The following is an 18,309-nucleotide window of genomic DNA, read 5'->3' as shown; positions in this document are numbered from 1 at the left end:
CTAAGCACACAAATTTTACGCGAGTAGAAGAAAGCTCTCTACTTGCGTATTTTTATTGGAAACAAATATTTTGGGAAAAGTGTCTAAATCATGTAAACTATACAGAAGATGCGACAACAAATTAGAATTGGAGGGAATTGCTTGCTTAAACAAATCATTGAATACTTTCAAACAGACGCTAGTGAGTTCACCGGATACTTGGTCCAACATATTAAACTAAGTCTAATAGCCTTAATTATTGCGATATGTATCGGCATACCCTTAGGTTATTTTAGTTACCGAAATAAGAAGGTAGGTGAGGTCTTAACCACGTCTTCGCAATTACTGCGTATTATACCGAGTCTAGCGGTGCTATTCATCTTAATACCAATCATAGGGGTGGGAGAATTACCGGCACTGATTGCGTTAACGTTTCTAGCCATTCCGCCAATTATTATGAATACGATTCTTGGCTTTAATGAAATTCCGGCGATCACTTTAGAAGTGGCTCGGGGCATTGGGATGAACCAGAAGCAATTACGTAACCGAATTGAATTTCCACTTGCGGCGCCTTACATTTTAAATGGAATTAAACTAGCCTTAGTTGAAATTATTGCCAGTGCAACTTTAGCAACCTATATCGGAGCTGGAGGACTGGGAACGTTAATCTTTACTGGATTAGGACTTTACCGAATGGATTTATTAGTCATCGGTGGGGGAACGGTGGCATTATTATCACTATTAAGTATGGCTTTAATGGATTTATTAATAGAGAAAGTGGGGGAGAACCATGGCTAAGACTAAGATAAAATTCAGAAACATCAACAAATCTTTTGGTAACAAAGAAATCATCAAAGACTTGTCTTTTGATATCGAAGAAGGTCAATTCATAACGATTCTTGGCTCATCTGGGTCAGGTAAGACAACGACTTTAAAAATGGTCAACCGCTTGATCGAACCAAACAGTGGTCAAATTGAAATCAATGATAAAGAAATTAAAGAGTATGATTTAATCGAATTACGCCGACAAATCGGCTATGTTGTTCAACAAATCGGACTTTTCCCACACATTACGATTGAAAAGAATATCGCTACCGTGCCAGAGTTACTTGGCTGGGAACCAGAAAAGATTAAAGAACGCGTGACTGAATTAATGGCTTTAATTCAATTGCCGTATTCCGAATATGCACACCGATATCCTAAGCAATTATCCGGTGGTCAACAACAGCGTATTGGCGTGGCACGTGCACTCGCAGCCAATCCTCAAATTATGTTGTTGGACGAGCCTTTTGGTTCTGTTGATGCGATTACCCGTAAAGAATTGCAGTCACAAATTAAAGCAATCCATGCAGAATTAGACAGTAAAACATTCCTATTCGTTACACATGACATCAATGAAGCCTTCTTACTCGGCGACCGGGTGATGATTATGGATAAAGGACGCATTGAACAATATGATACACCTCAAAATATTATAAAAAATCCAAAAGGTGCATTCGTGAATAGTTTATTAGATACGGTTCGCGAAGAAGAATCATTATGGAGTGAGTTAATATGATCGATTACTTAGTTCGATATAGTGACCGTCTTATTGATGCGACTGTGACCCATCTGCAACTTGTGACGATCTCGTTACTCATCGCCATTGCGATTGCTGGCGTGATTATCTACACTTTAATTCATAACCAAAGATGGTTAAAGCGACTGACTTACTTTTTCTCAGCTTTATATTCCGTTCCAAGTTATGCTTTGTTTGCGCTTTTAATTCCTGTCACAGGCCTAGGTGCATATACAGCAATGATTGTCCTCACTTTGTACTGTGAATATATTTTGCTGCGAACCTTTAGTACAGGAATTCAAGAAATAGACCCTATGATTGTGGAAGCAGCTATCGGGATGGGAATGACGGATAAAGAATTATTCTTTCGAATCTACCTGCCACTTTCTTCTAAAGCAATCTTTACTGGGATTCGACTTGCCATGACTTCGAGTATCGGAATTGCGACCATTGGTGCGACAATTAATGCTGGAGGCTTGGGAACGATTCTCTTCTCAGGTTTAAGAACACAAGACATGGTTCAAATTCTTTGGGGAATGATTTTGACGGTTTTATTATGTATTGCGTGCAACTTTATCTTAATACAAATTGAGAAATTTGCGTTAAGAAATTATGAATTGGGAGGTTAATTTGTTTATAAAATTCTGAAATGACTCGATGATTCCCAAATGTGAAAGCATTTGGGTATTTTAATATTATTCGGTATTTTATGTCCAAAGTATATAGAAATTTTGTTATAATTATCATATGTAGAAAGAGGTGCTTGCATGCCCGAGTTACCGGAAGTTGAAGTAAATCGAAAAGGTTTAGACAAACTAGTCAAAGGTAAAAAAATTAAAAATATTACCGTCTTTTGGAAGCGAATGGTTGTTCAATTTGAAGAGAATCCAAGTGTCCTTCAACCCTTAATTGATGAGACCATATTATCGGTGGACAGACGAGGTAAATACTTATTATTCCGTTTTTCTGATAGTTACTTAGTGTCTCATTTGCGGATGGAAGGAAAGTATTTTTATTTTCCAGAAGAGGAAGTACCACTAACAAAAGACAAACATACGCATGTCATCATTGAGTTTCATGATAAGAGCCAATTACATTATAATGATGTACGGAAATTTGGTAGAATGGAGTATGTTCCAAAATATTTAATTGAAGCATTCTTTGCCGAACGAAAGATTGGTCCAGAACCAACGGAAGCAGAGTTTCATTTAGAGGACTTCAAAGATCAATTAGAGAAGTCAAAGCAACCTATCAAAACAGCTTTGTTATCACAAAAGATAGTAACTGGCTTAGGAAATATTTATGTGGATGAAGTCCTATTCGAAGCGCAGATTCACCCACAAACAGCCGGATCCCAACTATCAGATAAACAGATCAATACCTTGTATCATGCTATAATTAATATAATGAGTAAAGCAGTGGAACTGGGTGGATCAACGATTCGAAGTTACCGCAATACTGTTGGAGAAGCAGGGCGCTATCAGAACGAACTAAAAGTATATGGTAAGACCGGTGAGCCTTGTGTACGGTGCCAAACTCCCATTGAGAAAATACGCGTAGCCCAAAGAGGGACGCACTTTTGTCCCGTTTGCCAAAGATTATAACAGGAGATAAACGTATGAAAGCTATTGCTATAACAGGAAGTATCGCTACTGGGAAATCCACGGTTTCAAAGTATTTAATTCAACAAGGGTATCCAGTGATTGATACAGATATTATTAGTCGTATTGTGGTTGAAAAAGGCACGGTCGGCTTAGAGCGTCTGAAAGAAAATTTCGGTGAAGATATTATCCAAGCAGATGGAACGTTAAACAGAAAAGCTTTAAGCAATATTGTGTTTAATGATGCAGCGAGTAAAGAGAAACTCAATCAGATTTTACATCCGTTAATTTCTAAAGAATCCAAAAAGAGAATGAAAGCTTATAAAGAAGAAGGCCATTCACTGATCTTTGTGGATATTCCTTTGTATTATGAAGTGGATATTGATATTCCAACGGATGCCGTCTGGCTTGTATACGTCTCCCCAGACATTCAATTAGAACGCTTAATGAAGCGGAATCTACTGGGTGAAGAAGATGCACGCCAACTTATTAGCAATCAAATATCGATTGAAGATAAGGCCAAATGGAGCGAAATCGTGATTGATAATTCAAACACACCTGAAGAGACTTATAAACAAATCGATCAGCTATTAAAAGCAGAGAATAACAAGTAATTACTTAAGGAGGTATGTACAATGCAATGTCCTAAATGTCAGGGTCAGTCATCCAAAGTGATTGACTCACGTCCGGCAGAAGAGGGTCAATCCATTCGTCGAAGAAGAGAATGTTTAGAGTGTGGCTTTCGCTTCAATACTCATGAGCGAATCGAGCAATCACCATTACTAGTAGTAAAACGCGATGGTACGCGTGAAGAATTTAATCGAGATAAATTAATGCGAGGCATTGTTCGAAGTGCTGAAAAACGGCCGATTGCGGTGGAGCAGATGAATGAACTTGTGAATCAAGTGGAAGAATCCATTCGAGATGACGCTGACCAAGAGATTGAGACAAGCCGTATTGGGGAATATGTCATGCCTCTTCTTATGGAATTGGATGAGGTTGCCTACATTCGCTTTGCAAGTGTCTACCGTGAATTCCAATCGCGTGAGAGTTTCATGAAAGAATTAGAATCTATGGCAGGTAAGCATGGATCACAGATTGAGGAAGGTCAAGATCAAGATGAGCCTAACCATTAATCCGCTTCAACCCTTTGTTTTAAAAGGGCAAGCAGATATTTCAGCTAATTATCTAGAAAGTTTAACTCATTTATATCAACCAATTATCGGTCCAGAAAGTATTGGTCTATACTTAACGTTAATGTCAATGCCAACAACTGTTCACTTGGATAGTCGCAGATCATTACGGCATCAAATTTTACTACTTCACTTGAACATTGGTATTAAAGAATTGAACGAAGCACGGATTAAACTCGAGGCCGTCGGTTTAATACGAACATATCGCGATATGAAGTCAAATTCGAATCCCATTCACCAAACAATTCTCTATGATTTAAAATTGCCCCTACTCAATCAAGCCTTTTTCCAAGATGCTTTATTAAGTACAGCTTTATTAAATCAACTGGGCGAGAAAGACTACGAAGAGTTAACAACACTTTTAACTGTAGAAGCGATTGATGAGGATCGTTATGCTGAAGAGACATCCACCTTTCAAAAGGCGTTATATCCTATTCAAGTCGATGCAGCTGCTACAAAAGTTATTGACGAACAACCAGATAAAGTGCATAATTATGCACCAGGTTTAGAATATAGTCGCTTTATTTCTTATGTAATTTCTGAAGGAATAAACCATTCAGAATTAACTGAAGAATTGAAAGAACAGATTTATGCAATCCATGATATTTACGGCAACTCAGAAAGCGAGTTAGCTAATCTAGTATACTTAGCTATGGATAAAACTACCGGAAATGTAAATTTAAATGACTTGAAGAAAATTGCTCAAAGACAAAATAAAAAAGCTGAATCGAATTGGCAATCGAATTTGCAACAAGACCAACTTGAGCCAAGGACGAAGTCGAACCGAACGTCTCGAATGTATACGAAAGCCGAAGTAGAAGACCGCAGACAACAATTAAAAGCGCAACATCCGGAATTAGCGCCAGGAGCGGTTCAATTGGTGATTTCGTGTGAACAAATGCCGAGTGATGCATTCTTGAATAAGATGAAGCAAGCGAAGAAAACTTTCACAACCGATTCAGAGCATTTTTATATTAGAGATTTAGCAGAAAAAACACGTTTAAACGAACATGTTGTGAACTTTTTAATCTACTATCTTTTAGTGATTAACGACAGACCGAATATTTATAAAGGCGAATTGCAACGTGTAGCGAGTGAATGGGAACAAGAGGAATTAACGAATATCCCTAAAGCGATGCAATATGTGAAAGAACAACGTAAGAAGAAAGCAATCGAACAGAAGCAAAGAGAAAACCGTTCGAATTACAAGAAACGCGGACAATCCCAACATCAAGAGATTATTCCATCTTGGATGAAGGATAACGAACAGTCCGAGCAACAACAAGCGACTCCTCAAACTGCATCTCAACCGCAATATAGTGAAGATGAGATGCGTAAGCGTCTGAATGAGTTAATAGGGGAAGAAGGTGATTCATAGTGCAAAAAATTAATCAAATACTGACTCGGTTTACGAGAGATCCAAAGTTTCAAGCAGATTATAAAGCGACCGTCGATTATGTCTTAAATCATCCCGATGTCAAAGCGTTTGTGGACCAGTATGAAGACGCGATTTCTCAAGAAATGATTGAAAATTCGCTTTCTAAATTGAATGAATTCGCACGGGAAATGGATCTAATAAGAAGAGGAGAACAAGGACAAAACCCTGGTTTTAAACCAGTTTTGTTCTTAAATTATAATTACATCGATGTGTCATATGTACCAACGAAGGCCTACTATGACAACAAAGAGAAGCAACAACAAAGAAGTTTATTAGACAACCGAATGATGTCTGCGGACGTTAGGGAAGCAAGCTTGACTGAGTATTATGCCAATACTGAGTCGCGTAAGCAGCTTTTAGCCGAAGTGATTAGCTTTTTAGATGAGTATAAGAAGAACCCACACCGTGCTCAAGGTTTATACATTTCTGGGGAATTCGGTGTAGGTAAGACTTATTTACTGGGTGCGTTAGCTAATGCACTGGTGAAGTTGAATAAAAGTGTGACGATGATTCATTATCCAACTTTTACAACGGAGATTAAATCAACCTTTGCGGATAACTCAACACAACAAGTGTTAACAGATGTGAAGTCGGTCGATATCCTAATTATTGATGACATCGGAGCTGAAGCTAACACCGTTTGGGTACGTGATGAAGTATTGACGACCATTCTTGAATACCGTATGAAGGAGTCATTACCGACATTCTTCTCGTCAAACTTTAACTTAAAAGAGATCGAAAGCCACTTAGCTCACTCAAGAGATGGTGGTAACGAAACAATTAAAGCGAAGCGAATTATGGAAAGAATTCGTTACCTAGCCAAAGAAGTCTCTCTTACAGGAGAGAACTTAAGACATAGAAATAGATAAGGAGGGATGATTTGAACCGTAATCCTGAAGAAGAACTCAAACAAAAGCGGCTACTCATGATTTATTTTGGAATCGCCTTAGCCATTCAAGTAATCGTCCTATTCATCTATTATTTTAGAGAAGGACAAACACAATTGGCCTTTCCAATGCTTCTGGGTATTTTTATTACAGGTGCTGGCTTGGTGACGCTTTCTCAGTTTGGTAAGCGACAATAGGACTTGTAATTCAACAAAAGTCATGATATAAATATGATATAGCTTTTGCTTTCATTAGGAAGTGAAAAGCCCTTAAATGAATAAACGACTTTACATGAAGACAACTTTGTAAACTCAATGCTTTCAGAGAGGGATGATTTGGTGCGACATCCTACATTGCTTTATATAAGACCCCTTCATATACTTTTACTCTGAACTCGGTTTCGATATTAGGAGTAGACGCAGACGCCCGTTAAGCTTGAACAAAGTTCATAGAACACTCATTTAGTGTCTCTATGGAAAAAATTGGGTGGAACCACGTATTAAATTTCACGTCCCATTGATTGAGTATACGCTCAGTCAATGGGATTTTTTTGTATATTTTATAAAAAGAGGAGAATGGTCATGGACAAAATTAAATTAACGTTTCCAGATGGAAATGTAAAAGAATTTGACGCAGGTATTACAATTGCTGATGTTGCTGATTCAATTAGTAAATCACTTAAAAAAGCAGCCTTAGCAGGAAAACTAGATGGGGAAATTATTGATTACCATACACCGATTACTAAAGATGGTGCGATTGAAGTTATCACAAACAAAAGCCCTGAAGCTTTAGAATTAATGCGTCACTCATCAGCACATCTATTAGCACATGCGTTAACTCGTTTATACCCAGGGATTCAATTTGGTGTAGGACCAGCGATTGACTCAGGATTCTACTACGATACATATAAAGAAGATCCAATCACTGAGGAAGACTTACCTAAGATAGAAAAAGAAATGAAGAAAATTATCTCAGAAAACCACGACATTATTGGTCGCGTCGTTTCTAGAGAAGAAGCCTTAGAAATCTTCAAAGATGATGCTTTCAAACAAGAATTAATTAAAGAACTTCCAGAAGATGAAGAAATCTCAGTATACCAACAAGGTGAATTCGTTGACTTGTGTCGCGGGGGACACATGCCTTCAACAGGTAAGATTAAAGTGGTTAAATTATTATCATTGGCTGGTGCATACTGGAGAGGGAATTCAGATAACACTATGATGCAACGTGTTTACGGTACTGCATTCTTCAAACAAGATGAATTAGATGAATTCTTACGTTTACGTGAAGAAGCAAGAGAACGTGACCACCGTAAGTTAGGTAAAGAACTCGGCATCTTCATGATTAATCAAGAAGCTGGGCAAGGTCTCCCATTCTGGTTACCAAACGGGGCAACAATCCGTCGTATCATTGAACGTTACATTATGGATAAAGAAATTAACTTAGGTTATGAACATGTGTATACACCAATCATGGCTAAATCAGATTTATATAAAACTTCTGGTCACTGGGATCACTATAAAGATGACATGTTCCCATTAATGGACATGGGTGACGGCGAAATGCTAGCCCTACGTCCAATGAACTGTCCACATCACATGTTAATTTATAAAAATGATATTCATTCATACCGTGAATTACCAATTCGTATTGCAGAATTAGGTATGATGCACCGTTACGAAAAATCAGGTGCCTTATCAGGATTACAACGTGTACGTGAGATGACATTGAACGACGCACATATCTTTGTACGTCCTGACCAAATTAAAGAAGAATTCAAACGCGTACTGAAATTAATTGAAGATGTATACAATGACTTTAATATTACTGATTACCGCTTCCGCTTAAGCTACCGCGATCCAGAAGATAAAGATAAATACTTCGATGACGATCTAATGTGGGAAAAAGCAGAAGCAATGTTAAAAGAAGCGATGGACGAATTAGGTCTAGAGTATTTTGAAGCGATTGGCGAAGCTGCCTTCTACGGACCTAAATTAGACGTACAATTCAAGACAGCCATTGGTCTTGAAGAAACAATGTCTACGGTTCAATTAGACTTCTTATTACCAGAACGCTTTGAATTAACATATGTCGGTGAAGATGGACAAAATACTCACCGTCCAGTAGTTATTCACCGTGGGGTTGTATCAACAATGGAACGTTTCGTTGCTTACTTAATCGAAGAGTATAAAGGGGCATTCCCAACATGGTTAGCGCCCGTTCAAGCCGTATTATTACCTGTAAGTAATGATGCGCATGGTGACCGTATTGAAGAACTTTACCATGATTTAAGAGCGAAAGGTTACCGCGTTGAGATGGACTTACGTAATGAAAAACTGGGTTACAAGATTCGTGAAGCTCAAACGTCTAAAGTTCCATACCAAATCGTTATCGGAGACCAAGAGGTGGAAGACGGCACAGTGAATATCCGTCCATACAGCTCTAAAGATTCTCAAACAATGACTTACGACGAGTTTGTTGAGTACCTTGAGAAGGATATCGCATCAAAAAGTCGTGATGCTGAATAATTTGAATAGTTAATAGCAGAACAGCTCAACCGTTGTGGTTTATGACCATGATTGTTGAGCTTTTTTGCATGAAATGAGGGACTAAAGTGCCGTCCACAATTTGCGTATCTCGTGACTTTACTTTAAGTTAGCGCTAAGCTAATTATATACAGCTTTAAACAACTTAAGGAGGATTATATTATGGCGAAAATACATATTAAAAGAGCTTATGATGATGCTAAAGACCAAGATGGTTACCGCATACTAGTGGACCGTCTATGGCCAAGAGGCATTAAGAAAGAAGACTTACATCATGATGAGTGGTTTAAAGACATGGCCCCTTCATCAGACTTACGTAAAGACTTTGATCATGAAGAGGGTAAATTCTCATGGTTCAAAGAAAAATATGAAGAAGAGTTGAACAATCATGATGAGAAAAATTCTTGGCTAGCTTTGGTCAAAGAAAAATTAGATGATGGTCCTGTAACTTTGTTATATGCAGCTAAAGATAAGGACAATAATAATGCGGTTGTATTAAAAGAATGGACAGAGGATCATCTATAAAAATACTCGATACAGTCATTTTCATTTTACTTTTAACTAATAACATCGCTATAATGGAACGAAAGAGATTAAAAAATTGAGGAGGAAAATAAATGGTTTTTGAAATTGTAGTGATAGTAATATTAGTTATCTTACTCATCAACCAATTTAACTTATGGAATCGCTTTACAGTTTGGTTTAATCAACAATCTGGTAGCGAAGTGGGAGAAAATGGACGCAATTATAAGGGATATATCTTTATCGTACTCATTGGAGCAATCTTCGCTTTCATCACAGCTTACTTTCAAACAGCTAGAGAGATTAACTTTGCAGCAACATCCTTAGCGCTTGAGCAATTAGCAATGAATAACGAAGTGATTGCGGAATCAGCAATGAATGCCCAAACTGCTGCGTTTCAGAATGCCTTTGATTTCACATCATTGTACTGGCAAAAATTCTTTGAAAATGCGACACTGTTTATCCTATTACCAGTCTTAATTAGTTTAGGAATAGTATTCATGCAAGATGAAATGAAGAAAACAAAAGAAGAGTTAGCACAAGTTACGATTGGTGATTCGAAAAACGTCGAACCAGAACCTGAAATAGAAGTCACAGAAACAACTGAACCCACAGAAGAACCCTTAGTCAATGAAGACATCGCTGTATTAGCTGAAGAAGAAAGCAAGGAAGAAGCAGACAGCGACACAACTAAATTGTCATAAAAAAAATGAGTTAGAGAGAAATATCTCACTAACTCATTTTTTTATTTATCTTGTAATCGATTTGTACGTAATTGGTGTCGGTCACTAAAGAATGAACGATACGTTAAGTAAGTTGCGATATAAGTAGAGATTGCTGTAGAGGCTAGCATCATAAACATAACCATAATTTGGTAAAGAATGGCTTTAGCAGGATCAATTCCCGCAAACATCAAACCAGCCATCATCCCAGGTAAAGTCACTATTCCTACCGTCTTCGTATTATCAATCGTTGGTTGTAACCCCCGACTCATTGTTGCTTTTAGAATCGATTTGGAAGCTTGATAAGGTGTCGCACCAAGAGCCAGTTTTTCTTGAACGGCTTGTGCTTGGTCTGTAAACGTCTGTGATAGGGTAGAGAAAGCTAAACCTATCGAACTCATTGAGCCCCCGATAATCATCCCAGTAATTGGAATGAGTTGTGACGGTGTGAATTCTAAACTACCTGAAAGAACAAGCACACTAATCGTAATGGTTGCTGTGGTTAAGATCGCAATTAAAGAATTGATAAACGCATTTTTCAGCCCTTTACCACGTTGTCCCGCATTCCAGCTAGCATTCAATATCATGACTAGCATCATCGCTAGTGTTACAAAGGTGTTATCAACTTGGAAAATTCCTTGTAAAAGGTACCCAACCACAACGAGTTGAACAATCATGCGGACAATCGCAATAATTAACTCTTTTTCAAGTTTTAATTTTTCTCTGTATGAAATAACAATCGCAATAATGACTAAAATAAATGATAAAACTAAAGAAGTTGGGGTTACATTAAGCTGGTTCATGATTTTCCTCACTTTCATCGGAGCCTATCTTATCTAAGGTAATAATTCGGTCAGCTAATTGTTGTTCTTTTTTAATGTGGCTGACTATAATCACTGTAACCTTGTTTTCCTTACGGTATTGATTTAACCATTCCCAGATGATTTTTCGAGTATCTGAATCTAACGCACTTGTAATTTCATCAAGTAAGAGAATATCAGGCCGGAATTGAACGTTACGAATTAAAGCCACACGTTGTTTTTCTCCACCAGATAAAGTTGTAATGTCTTTATCCAAATACGACTCCGATAATTGAACATGTGAAAGTAAATCTTTCGCAAGTTCTTCATCAAAGTCCATATTACGAATATCATAACTAAACCGTAAGTTATCGCGCACCGTCTCACCAAATAAGGTGGGCGATTGGAAACAATAAGAGATATTTTGACGTAATTCAATGGGATCAATGTCTTCGGCATTCTTTCCTTTGAATAAATAGTCACCTGACGTTGTTAAAGCAGGGCTTTGTAATTGCGCAAGATATTTGAGTACGGTACTTTTACCGCTCCCAGAAGGGCCATTAATCGTAAGAATTTCGTTGGGCTGAACGTCGAATGATAAGTTACTTATGATTGTTTGCGTATTTGCTTTTATTGTAAGATTATTAATCTGTATAAGTTCTGACACGGTAATCACCTTTCTTTGAAAAACATATAACCTAATTGTAAGCATTATAATTGGACTTTGCAAGACGTACTAAAAATATATATAAAAACTCTGAGCCAATGTCATGAACTAACACCGGATCAGAGTTGCTTTGTTAATGATTGTTTATTTAATGTTCATTCGGATCGTTTTCTGCATCTGCATGAGTTGGGTGGACTGTTCCTTCTAAGTGATCTGGTCCAGCATATATTGTATATAACTTAAGTGGTTTATCTCCAGTATTCTCGATATTATGCCACATATTTGCTGGAACAAATACAGCATCATCATCAGATACTTCTATTTGTACATTTAAATCATCTTCAGTTGGCCCCATCTTACATAAGCCTTCACCATCTTCAATTCGAATAAATTGATCAATGCCTTCGTGTACTTCTAAACCAATATCATCACCTGGTTGAATTGACATGACAGTTACTTGTAATTTTTCGCCTGTCCAAATTGTAGTACGATAGTTATTATTTTCCTTTGTTGCATCTTCGATATTTATTACATACGGCTTTTTACCATGGTCCTTGTAGTCAAATTCCATATTAAATCCTCCTCGTAATAGTTTACACATCTAAAATACATATGTTACATAGACAATAACGTTTACATAAAATTTTGTCAAATAATATAAATGTTGTTTATAAAAAAAGTATTGAGGGAGCAAAATATATTTATATTAGGTAATGATTTGAAGGGGCATAATGAGAGAGTAGTTTTCAAGATTTAAAGGCAAGCTTATAAAGCAAAGGTATAGTAATTCGAGAATAGTCAACAACAGATAAACGAATCACTTATATAAGCACTACAAGTGAGGGTGACGCGTTGTTGGATCGGTATTATCATTAATATAAAAAAGAAGTTATAAAATCAGTTGATATTCCAGAAGAGAATTTATTGATAACGATCGAAACAATTAATCAACTAAAAAATTGTTTCACCGAAGCTGTTGAAAAAATTGATCAAATAAATAATTCGAATTAATCAGGTACAAGCTATTAAGAGCCCCCTCAAATCCAAACGAGGATTAAAAGGGGGCTCTTATTAAATAAAACTATTTAACTGCTTTAATACTATCCATTAATACTTTAAAGAAAAAGCCAAGACCAATTGTTAGTAGAATATGCCCAATACCAGCAATCCCAGACATCATTGCAGATGATTCCATTCCCATCACAATCATTGATCCATGGATTAACATAATTAGTAAAGATATACCTAAACCAGATTGGTAGAACATAATGAATTTTTTATAATGGCGGTGTGCGCTTAATTTAAATTGGTGTTCAAGAATTAATACAATTAAGAAAAAGAACATTCCTAAAATTAACGTATGTGTGTGTAGAACGCCTAGTTGAGTGTATCCAGTAAAGTCATAAATACGAGCAAATTCACGATCAAATAATCCGAAAGCCAAACCTAAAATCATATAAATCATACTCGTACGTGCTAATTTGTGTTGCATATTACTCTCCTTTTGTATTGTTTATGCCATGAAGTAACCAATAAACCTTTCGTTCGTATTCTAAGAGAAGTGTCTGTGAATCCCATTCATTAGCGATATATTCAGTTAAACTATTTGTAACCAATGACATGACAAAGTATAAAAAGCTGATGGCTTCTTCATTATTTGAGATATCAAGGTGATTCTTCTCTAATATCGTAAACCATTGATCAAACATCTGTGATTCAGATGGAACTTTACGACGTCTCGAGAATATTACTTGATCACTTCCAGTTAAGAATTTGATTTGTTTCCATCGAATATCCTGATGATCGAGGTGACTAATTGCCTTCAAGTAATTCGCAATCCCATCAAATAGGGCATCCTCGCTTTGTTGAATGTGCTGCATAATATCAATATGAATTGCGCGTGCAACAGTTGATATTAAATAATCATTCGCATCAGCCAAATCTTTAAAATACTTATAAAAAGCGCCCCGAGACATATTCATTAAAGAAATGATTTCTGACACCTTCACTTGACTCAGCGGCTGATCATAAAGAACATCCAATAAAATCAATTCAATCTGTACGCGTTTTTCAGCATCTAAATGTAAAAAAGTATCTTTTGGAATATCAAAACCTCCTCTATGGCTTATCAGTGACAGAATGTCACTATGAGAGTATAGCACGAGAGTAACACTTTGTCACTCTGAAAAAAAGGTATTACTTTAATTATAATCCTTATATAGAATAATGCCGGCCCAGCATGTGATAAGAAAATCGGTGTTATGAATCTAAAAGTATGAAAAGAATATTTCGGCATGCTCATTCTAAAAGACGCAGTAGGTAATGTAAGGCAAAAAAAACGTCATCCTTATAAGGATGACGTTTTTTGAATTAAATTAATCTTTTAATAATTCTTTAGCTTCTTGATATTCACGGTCTTGTGATTCAGCAACACCTTCTTGAGTAAGAATACCTTTATAAGTATTAATTCCTGTTAAGATGGTTGAGTTACCTAAAGCTGCTTCTTTAACACCTTTATTGATAATTTCTTGTGCGTAACGTAATGTTACGTTAGTTAATCCTAATGTCGCAGTTCGTGGTACAGCACCTGGAATGTTTGCAACTGTATAGTGAACAACACCATGTTTAATGTATACAGGGTCTTTATGTGTTGTCGCGTGAGTCGTTGTTTCAAAGTTACCACCTTGGTCAACAGCGATATCGACGATCACAGATCCTTCTTTCATCGTTTTAACCATTTCTTCAGTTACTAAGATTGGTGCGCGACGTCCTGGGATTAATACAGAACCAATAGCCACGTCAGCATCTTGGATTACTTTCGCAATATTTTCTTCAGTAGACATTAGTGTTTCAACTTGTCCACCTAATAAGTCTTCTAATTCAGCTAAACGTTGTGGATTAATATCTAAAATTGTTACTTTAGCTCCCATACCAACTGAGAGTCTCGCTGCGTTGTATCCCACGATACCTCCACCAATAACAACAACGTGGGCACTGCTCACGCCTGGTAGACCATCTAATAGAATTCCACGACCACCGTTTTGTTTTTCTAGGAAGTGAGCACCAATTTGTACAGCCATTCGTCCAGCTACTTCACTCATTGGGATAAGTAATGGTAGCGCACCATTCTCAACCATTGTTTCGTATGCGATTCCTGTAACACCTTTATCTAGAAGAGCTTGTGTTAATTTTACTTCTGGAGCAAGATGTAAATATGCGAATAAGATTAATCCATCGTGGAAGTAATCATATTCTTCTGGTAGAGGTTCTTTTACTTTAATTACCATATCAGCGGCCCATACGTCTTTTGCGTCATCTTTGATTTCTGCGCCAGCTTCAATATATTCCTCATCAGTAAAACCTGATCCGTCACCAGCGTGTTTTTCAACATACACAGTATTACCTGCATCCACTAACGTTTGCACGTTACCGGGTGTCATACCAACGCGATCTTCATTTGGTTTAATTTCTTTAGGAATTCCAATTATCATAAATTATTCTCTCCTCTAATTTTTTAAAATTCATAGTTATAAATTTCCGACAAAAATAGTATAACATGAATTGTGAAAAAGTTATAATAATATGCTTAATTTTTTCTAAAAAAGCGTATTATTGGTATTTTCATACTAATAAGCAAGAAAGTATAAAAAAATATTATGTTATTATATAATAAAGTAGTAGACTATTTTATTATATTGCCTAATAAAAGAAAAAAAGCATATAGATTCTTATTCACGAATAGAATGATATACTAGTTAAAAGAAATATTTAGTTAAAGACGAGGTATATAAAATGTGCTTAATAACTTTTCGAAGCGAAGAAGGTGCTCAAGCGCCATTTGTATTAATTGCTAATCGGGATGAAGCTTATCAAAGGGAAAGTTTGCCCATTCATTTTTGGAAGGATCATCCAACTATTCTTGGGGGCCGTGATATGAAGGCTGGTGGTACTTGGTTGGCCATCACAACGACGGGGCGCTTTGCTGCTTTAACCAACCAACCTTTCACGGAGCATGTTCCAGTTGACCCTTTATCACGTGGGGGACTGATTACTGATTTTCTAACAAGTGATGTTAGTGTCTTAGATTACGTTAGGCAATTACGGGCGGACCGCAAGAAGTATGAAGGCTATCATCTGTTGTTTGGGACAATCGATGACTTGTACAGATATGATAATGTGAGAGATGAATTCAAACCTTATAATCAAGAAGTTCACAGCCTTAGTAATACGAAGGATGATCTGTCCAAGTATCGCCAACTTAAATCCGAAGCAGTCTTAGCTGAAACTCTTGCTAAGGAGACAATACCAGAATTAGACAACTTGATTGACTTGTTTCAAGATACAACGCCTAACCCAGATTTGAAAGACTATCCACAAGCATTAGAGAAAGAGGTTGCGTTGAAACATTCGTCCATCTTCATCCAAAGTAACCCAGACTTTGGGACAGTTTCTACGACTGCGATTGTTATCAATAGAGAAGGGCAAGTATCAATGAAAGAAGTACGTTATAGTGCGCAAGAAATCATTCAAGTGACTGAGGAAAAATTTGTCTTAGAGAGGGACTATGGTAGGGTATAACACTGACTAAGTTTGACATTCATAGAAAAAGGTGCTATAATAATTTTGTATCATAGCGGGGATGTCTTGGTTTCGACAGGTATTGTTCGAACTTATGATGCGTCAGGAAGGCAGCGACTTCCTAAAAACGCTACAGTTAAATATAACTGCAAACAATACAAACAATAATTTCGCTTTAGCAGCCTAAGAACTGCGGGTGAAGATCGGCCTGGCATCGCCCATGTGCTCAGATACCGGTCTCAAATTCAGTGGGATACGATTTAACTTTCCGTCTGCAAGTTAAATAAGAGATTACCAGACTCGCGAACTGCGATGCCCGTTTATCGGCTAACAGTGAGCCAAACTTTAAATGGATAAACTATTGACGTAGATTCGTAAGTGGCGAGATATTTGGACAGGAGTTCGAATCTCCTCATCTCCATTGTTGAAATATAGTTATGTCCAGTTAATCTGGGCATGATACAACACCAGCGCATAGTGATTTGGCCATTGCTATGATACGCTGGTGTATTTTTGTATAGGAAAAAGATTATTAATGTGATAAATAGGAATTGAGGGTGTTTGGCCAGGGAATTGAACCCCCTCAACTCCACAATAGCTTTACTAAGGTTTCCTAACAGCTTCTAAAAGCTGGTAGGAAGCCTTTTTTAATTCCCGAACTTTGTTTACAATTGCTATAAACCATTACTAACCATTACCATTTCTATTACTATATGAAAAAATAATGGTTTTAATTCATTAATTTATATTACATATTTTTTCTAAGATATTTTTTATAAAAGTCGTTTTTTTCTTCAGCATATTTATGCTTATTTTTATTATTTAGGTTTGACAATTTAAATTTCAATTTTTCATAATCATCTCTAGCTTTTGGGTTTTCTCTAAGATAGTCTCTAAAGTTTAACTGCTCTAAGAGATACTTATTTCCATGTTGATACATATGAATTTAATGTGTTCTTGGTTCACCTTTAGTAAAATAATACCGATCCGGTAAGATATTGGTTCCATGTGAAGTGTAACCGACAGATTCTAAAGCTGAAATACATTTTTCACCGTCAGTAAATTGATTAAGTTCAATTGCAATGTCAATGATTGGTTTTGAAGTTAAAGTTGGTCAACGTTGGCACTGTGTTTGTATACTCATTGAATTATTTAATCGTGAGATTATTCATTATAGTGCGGTTCCTCATAAGACAGTAGAGTTAATCATACAAGTCTTTGCATCTATAAAATTTAATCTATATAGACTCAAAATATTCCATACTGATCGTTGAAGCGAGTTTAAAGACAAAAATATTGACAAGGCTCGTGAAGCTTTAGTTATTGAGCAATTATTGACCACGATGGCTAAGCCGTATGGCCATACCGTAGCAGAAGCAATCTTTTAGATCCTGAAAACTGAATTTATTAATGTGAGTACTTTGAAATGCAAGCAGATTTGGATTTAGGACTATTTGATTATGACAGTTTGTACAATAACGCTCGTATTAATGGATCACTAGGTTATCTGACTCCAAAGGCATACAAGGATCAAAATATAGCGATTCTTTCTACAGCATGAAAAGCCGTGCACTTTACTTGGAGACGTGAGTATGTAAATGAGGAGCATACAAGCAAAGGATACAAGGCAAGTGACAATGAGTTATTGCTGTTAGCATTGGTATTTACAAATAACTGAGAGTGATTGACAACTAAACAACTTATAAAAAACGTACAGTTTAGTTTGACATGCCGATGATTTAATTAGTATGCATAGACAATATAACCTTGATTAGATTTATATTATAAATATTGAAGTTTTAAAAAAATTCAAATACA

General features: G+C 36.6%; 20 protein-coding genes, 1 other RNA gene and 1 pseudogene. 15 read left to right on the top strand and 7 right to left on the bottom strand.

The window, feature by feature from the left end:
* Positions 1-141: 141 nt before the first annotated feature.
* The 12 genes from HW423_RS01520 (at position 142) to HW423_RS01465 (ending at position 10,428) form a co-directional block, all read left to right on the top strand.
* Positions 142-777 carry an ABC transporter permease gene (locus tag HW423_RS01520; protein WP_408014877.1) on the top strand — a complete coding sequence of 212 codons (636 nt, stop codon included), beginning with the start codon at positions 142-144 and terminating at the stop codon, positions 775-777.
* Positions 770-1,537 (top strand): ABC transporter ATP-binding protein, encoded by a 768-nt coding sequence (locus HW423_RS01515; protein ID WP_218930197.1) that lies wholly within the window; start codon positions 770-772, stop codon positions 1,535-1,537. Before HW423_RS01520 ends, HW423_RS01515 begins: the two co-directional genes overlap by 8 nt.
* Positions 1,534-2,166 carry an ABC transporter permease gene (locus HW423_RS01510; protein ID WP_218930196.1) on the top strand — a complete coding sequence of 211 codons (633 nt, stop codon included), beginning with the start codon at positions 1,534-1,536 and terminating at the stop codon, positions 2,164-2,166. The genes HW423_RS01515 and HW423_RS01510 overlap by 4 nt, the downstream gene beginning before the upstream one ends.
* A 138-nt stretch (positions 2,167-2,304) precedes the next feature.
* On the top strand, positions 2,305-3,141 hold the full coding sequence (gene mutM, locus HW423_RS01505; protein ID WP_218930195.1) for a DNA-formamidopyrimidine glycosylase: 837 nt from the start codon (positions 2,305-2,307) through the stop codon (positions 3,139-3,141).
* A gap of 14 nt (positions 3,142-3,155) precedes the next feature.
* Positions 3,156-3,752: a dephospho-CoA kinase gene (gene coaE, locus HW423_RS01500; RefSeq protein WP_218930194.1), complete on the top strand. Its 597-nt coding sequence runs from the start codon at positions 3,156-3,158 to the stop codon at positions 3,750-3,752.
* 21 nt (positions 3,753-3,773) lie between these two features.
* Positions 3,774-4,274: a transcriptional regulator NrdR gene (nrdR, locus tag HW423_RS01495; protein ID WP_218930193.1), complete on the top strand. Its 501-nt coding sequence runs from the start codon at positions 3,774-3,776 to the stop codon at positions 4,272-4,274.
* Positions 4,258-5,709, top strand: coding sequence for a replication initiation and membrane attachment family protein (locus HW423_RS01490; RefSeq protein WP_218930192.1), 1,452 nt, complete (start codon positions 4,258-4,260; stop codon positions 5,707-5,709). The genes nrdR and HW423_RS01490 overlap by 17 nt, the downstream gene beginning before the upstream one ends.
* Positions 5,709-6,638, top strand: a complete 930-nt coding sequence (gene dnaI / locus HW423_RS01485; RefSeq protein ID WP_218930191.1) for a primosomal protein DnaI — start codon at positions 5,709-5,711, stop codon at positions 6,636-6,638. The genes HW423_RS01490 and dnaI overlap by 1 nt, the downstream gene beginning before the upstream one ends.
* Positions 6,639-6,649: 11 nt before the next feature.
* Entirely contained in the window at positions 6,650-6,853 is a 204-nt protein-coding gene (locus HW423_RS01480; protein WP_197103861.1) for a hypothetical protein, read from the top strand.
* Between the two features lie 384 nt (positions 6,854-7,237).
* Positions 7,238-9,184, top strand: a complete 1,947-nt coding sequence (thrS, locus tag HW423_RS01475; RefSeq protein ID WP_218930190.1) for a threonine--tRNA ligase — start codon at positions 7,238-7,240, stop codon at positions 9,182-9,184.
* Between the two features lie 180 nt (positions 9,185-9,364).
* A complete protein-coding gene (locus HW423_RS01470) occupies positions 9,365-9,727 on the top strand; it encodes a DUF488 domain-containing protein (protein WP_218930189.1) in 363 nt (120 codons plus the stop codon).
* Between the two features lie 92 nt (positions 9,728-9,819).
* Complete coding sequence (locus HW423_RS01465) at positions 9,820-10,428, top strand: hypothetical protein (protein WP_218930188.1); 609 nt, start codon at positions 9,820-9,822, stop codon at positions 10,426-10,428.
* Between the two features lie 41 nt (positions 10,429-10,469).
* On the opposite strand, the gene HW423_RS01460 is transcribed toward HW423_RS01465, so the two are convergent.
* The 6 genes from HW423_RS01460 to ald form a co-directional block, all read right to left on the bottom strand.
* Positions 10,470-11,249: an ABC transporter permease gene (locus HW423_RS01460; protein WP_218930187.1), complete on the bottom strand. Its 780-nt coding sequence runs from the start codon at positions 11,247-11,249 to the stop codon at positions 10,470-10,472.
* Positions 11,236-11,913: an ABC transporter ATP-binding protein gene (locus HW423_RS01455; protein WP_328803105.1), complete on the bottom strand. Its 678-nt coding sequence runs from the start codon at positions 11,911-11,913 to the stop codon at positions 11,236-11,238. The genes HW423_RS01460 and HW423_RS01455 overlap by 14 nt, the downstream gene beginning before the upstream one ends.
* A 148-nt stretch (positions 11,914-12,061) precedes the next feature.
* Positions 12,062-12,484 (bottom strand): cupin domain-containing protein, encoded by a 423-nt coding sequence (locus HW423_RS01450; RefSeq protein ID WP_218930185.1) that lies wholly within the window; start codon positions 12,482-12,484, stop codon positions 12,062-12,064.
* A 510-nt stretch (positions 12,485-12,994) separates the two neighbouring features.
* Complete coding sequence (locus HW423_RS01445; protein WP_218930184.1) at positions 12,995-13,405, bottom strand: DUF2871 domain-containing protein; 411 nt, start codon at positions 13,403-13,405, stop codon at positions 12,995-12,997.
* A gap of 1 nt (position 13,406) precedes the next feature.
* The gene (locus tag HW423_RS11365) at positions 13,407-14,075 is read right to left on the bottom strand and encodes a TetR/AcrR family transcriptional regulator (protein ID WP_218930183.1); all 669 of its coding nucleotides are present in this window, start codon (positions 14,073-14,075) and stop codon (positions 13,407-13,409) included.
* Between the two features lie 213 nt (positions 14,076-14,288).
* Complete coding sequence (ald, locus tag HW423_RS01435; protein ID WP_218930182.1) at positions 14,289-15,404, bottom strand: alanine dehydrogenase; 1,116 nt, start codon at positions 15,402-15,404, stop codon at positions 14,289-14,291.
* Between the two features lie 301 nt (positions 15,405-15,705).
* Here ald and HW423_RS01430 point away from each other — a divergent pair, with 301 nt between their 5' ends.
* Positions 15,706-16,491: an NRDE family protein gene (locus HW423_RS01430; protein ID WP_218930181.1), complete on the top strand. Its 786-nt coding sequence runs from the start codon at positions 15,706-15,708 to the stop codon at positions 16,489-16,491.
* A 57-nt stretch (positions 16,492-16,548) separates the two neighbouring features.
* Positions 16,549-16,915: a transfer-messenger RNA gene (ssrA, locus tag HW423_RS01425) on the top strand.
* A 324-nt stretch (positions 16,916-17,239) separates the two neighbouring features.
* Here the strand turns inward: ssrA and HW423_RS11495 are convergent.
* Positions 17,240-17,593, bottom strand: a pseudogene (locus HW423_RS11495) (GrpB family protein); the annotation flags it as partial.
* A gap of 324 nt (positions 17,594-17,917) precedes the next feature.
* Between HW423_RS11495 and HW423_RS11490 the strand changes: the two are divergent.
* Complete coding sequence (locus tag HW423_RS11490) at positions 17,918-18,052, top strand: IS3 family transposase (RefSeq protein ID WP_218930179.1); 135 nt, start codon at positions 17,918-17,920, stop codon at positions 18,050-18,052.
* Positions 18,053-18,309: the final 257 nt, after the last annotated feature.

Source organism: Ruoffia halotolerans (genome assembly GCF_014049385.1).
Lineage (GTDB): Bacteria > Bacillota > Bacilli > Lactobacillales > Aerococcaceae > Ruoffia > Ruoffia halotolerans.
This window is presented reverse-complemented; position numbering and strand designations above follow the sequence as displayed.

What these genes read in the sequence shown, in the direction of transcription:
- HW423_RS01515 (WP_218930197.1), top strand. Translation starts at nt 770, where the DNA reads ATGGCTAAGACTAAGATAAAATTCAGAAACATCAACAAATCTTTTGGT.
- HW423_RS01510 (WP_218930196.1), top strand. Translation starts at nt 1,534, where the DNA reads ATGATCGATTACTTAGTTCGATATAGTGACCGTCTTATTGATGCGACT.
- mutM (WP_218930195.1), top strand. Translation starts at nt 2,305, where the DNA reads ATGCCCGAGTTACCGGAAGTTGAAGTAAATCGAAAAGGTTTAGACAAA.
- coaE (WP_218930194.1), top strand. Translation starts at nt 3,156, where the DNA reads ATGAAAGCTATTGCTATAACAGGAAGTATCGCTACTGGGAAATCCACG.
- nrdR (WP_218930193.1), top strand. Translation starts at nt 3,774, where the DNA reads ATGCAATGTCCTAAATGTCAGGGTCAGTCATCCAAAGTGATTGACTCA.
- HW423_RS01490 (WP_218930192.1), top strand. Translation starts at nt 4,258, where the DNA reads ATGAGCCTAACCATTAATCCGCTTCAACCCTTTGTTTTAAAAGGGCAA.
- thrS (WP_218930190.1), top strand. Translation starts at nt 7,238, where the DNA reads ATGGACAAAATTAAATTAACGTTTCCAGATGGAAATGTAAAAGAATTT.
- HW423_RS01470 (WP_218930189.1), top strand. Translation starts at nt 9,365, where the DNA reads ATGGCGAAAATACATATTAAAAGAGCTTATGATGATGCTAAAGACCAA.
- HW423_RS01465 (WP_218930188.1), top strand. Translation starts at nt 9,820, where the DNA reads ATGGTTTTTGAAATTGTAGTGATAGTAATATTAGTTATCTTACTCATC.
- HW423_RS01460 (WP_218930187.1), bottom strand. Translation starts at nt 11,249, where the DNA reads ATGAACCAGCTTAATGTAACCCCAACTTCTTTAGTTTTATCATTTATT.
- HW423_RS01450 (WP_218930185.1), bottom strand. Translation starts at nt 12,484, where the DNA reads ATGGAATTTGACTACAAGGACCATGGTAAAAAGCCGTATGTAATAAAT.
- HW423_RS01445 (WP_218930184.1), bottom strand. Translation starts at nt 13,405, where the DNA reads ATGCAACACAAATTAGCACGTACGAGTATGATTTATATGATTTTAGGT.
- ald (WP_218930182.1), bottom strand. Translation starts at nt 15,404, where the DNA reads ATGATAATTGGAATTCCTAAAGAAATTAAACCAAATGAAGATCGCGTT.
- HW423_RS01430 (WP_218930181.1), top strand. Translation starts at nt 15,706, where the DNA reads ATGTGCTTAATAACTTTTCGAAGCGAAGAAGGTGCTCAAGCGCCATTT.
- HW423_RS11490 (WP_218930179.1), top strand. Translation starts at nt 17,918, where the DNA reads ATGCAAGCAGATTTGGATTTAGGACTATTTGATTATGACAGTTTGTAC.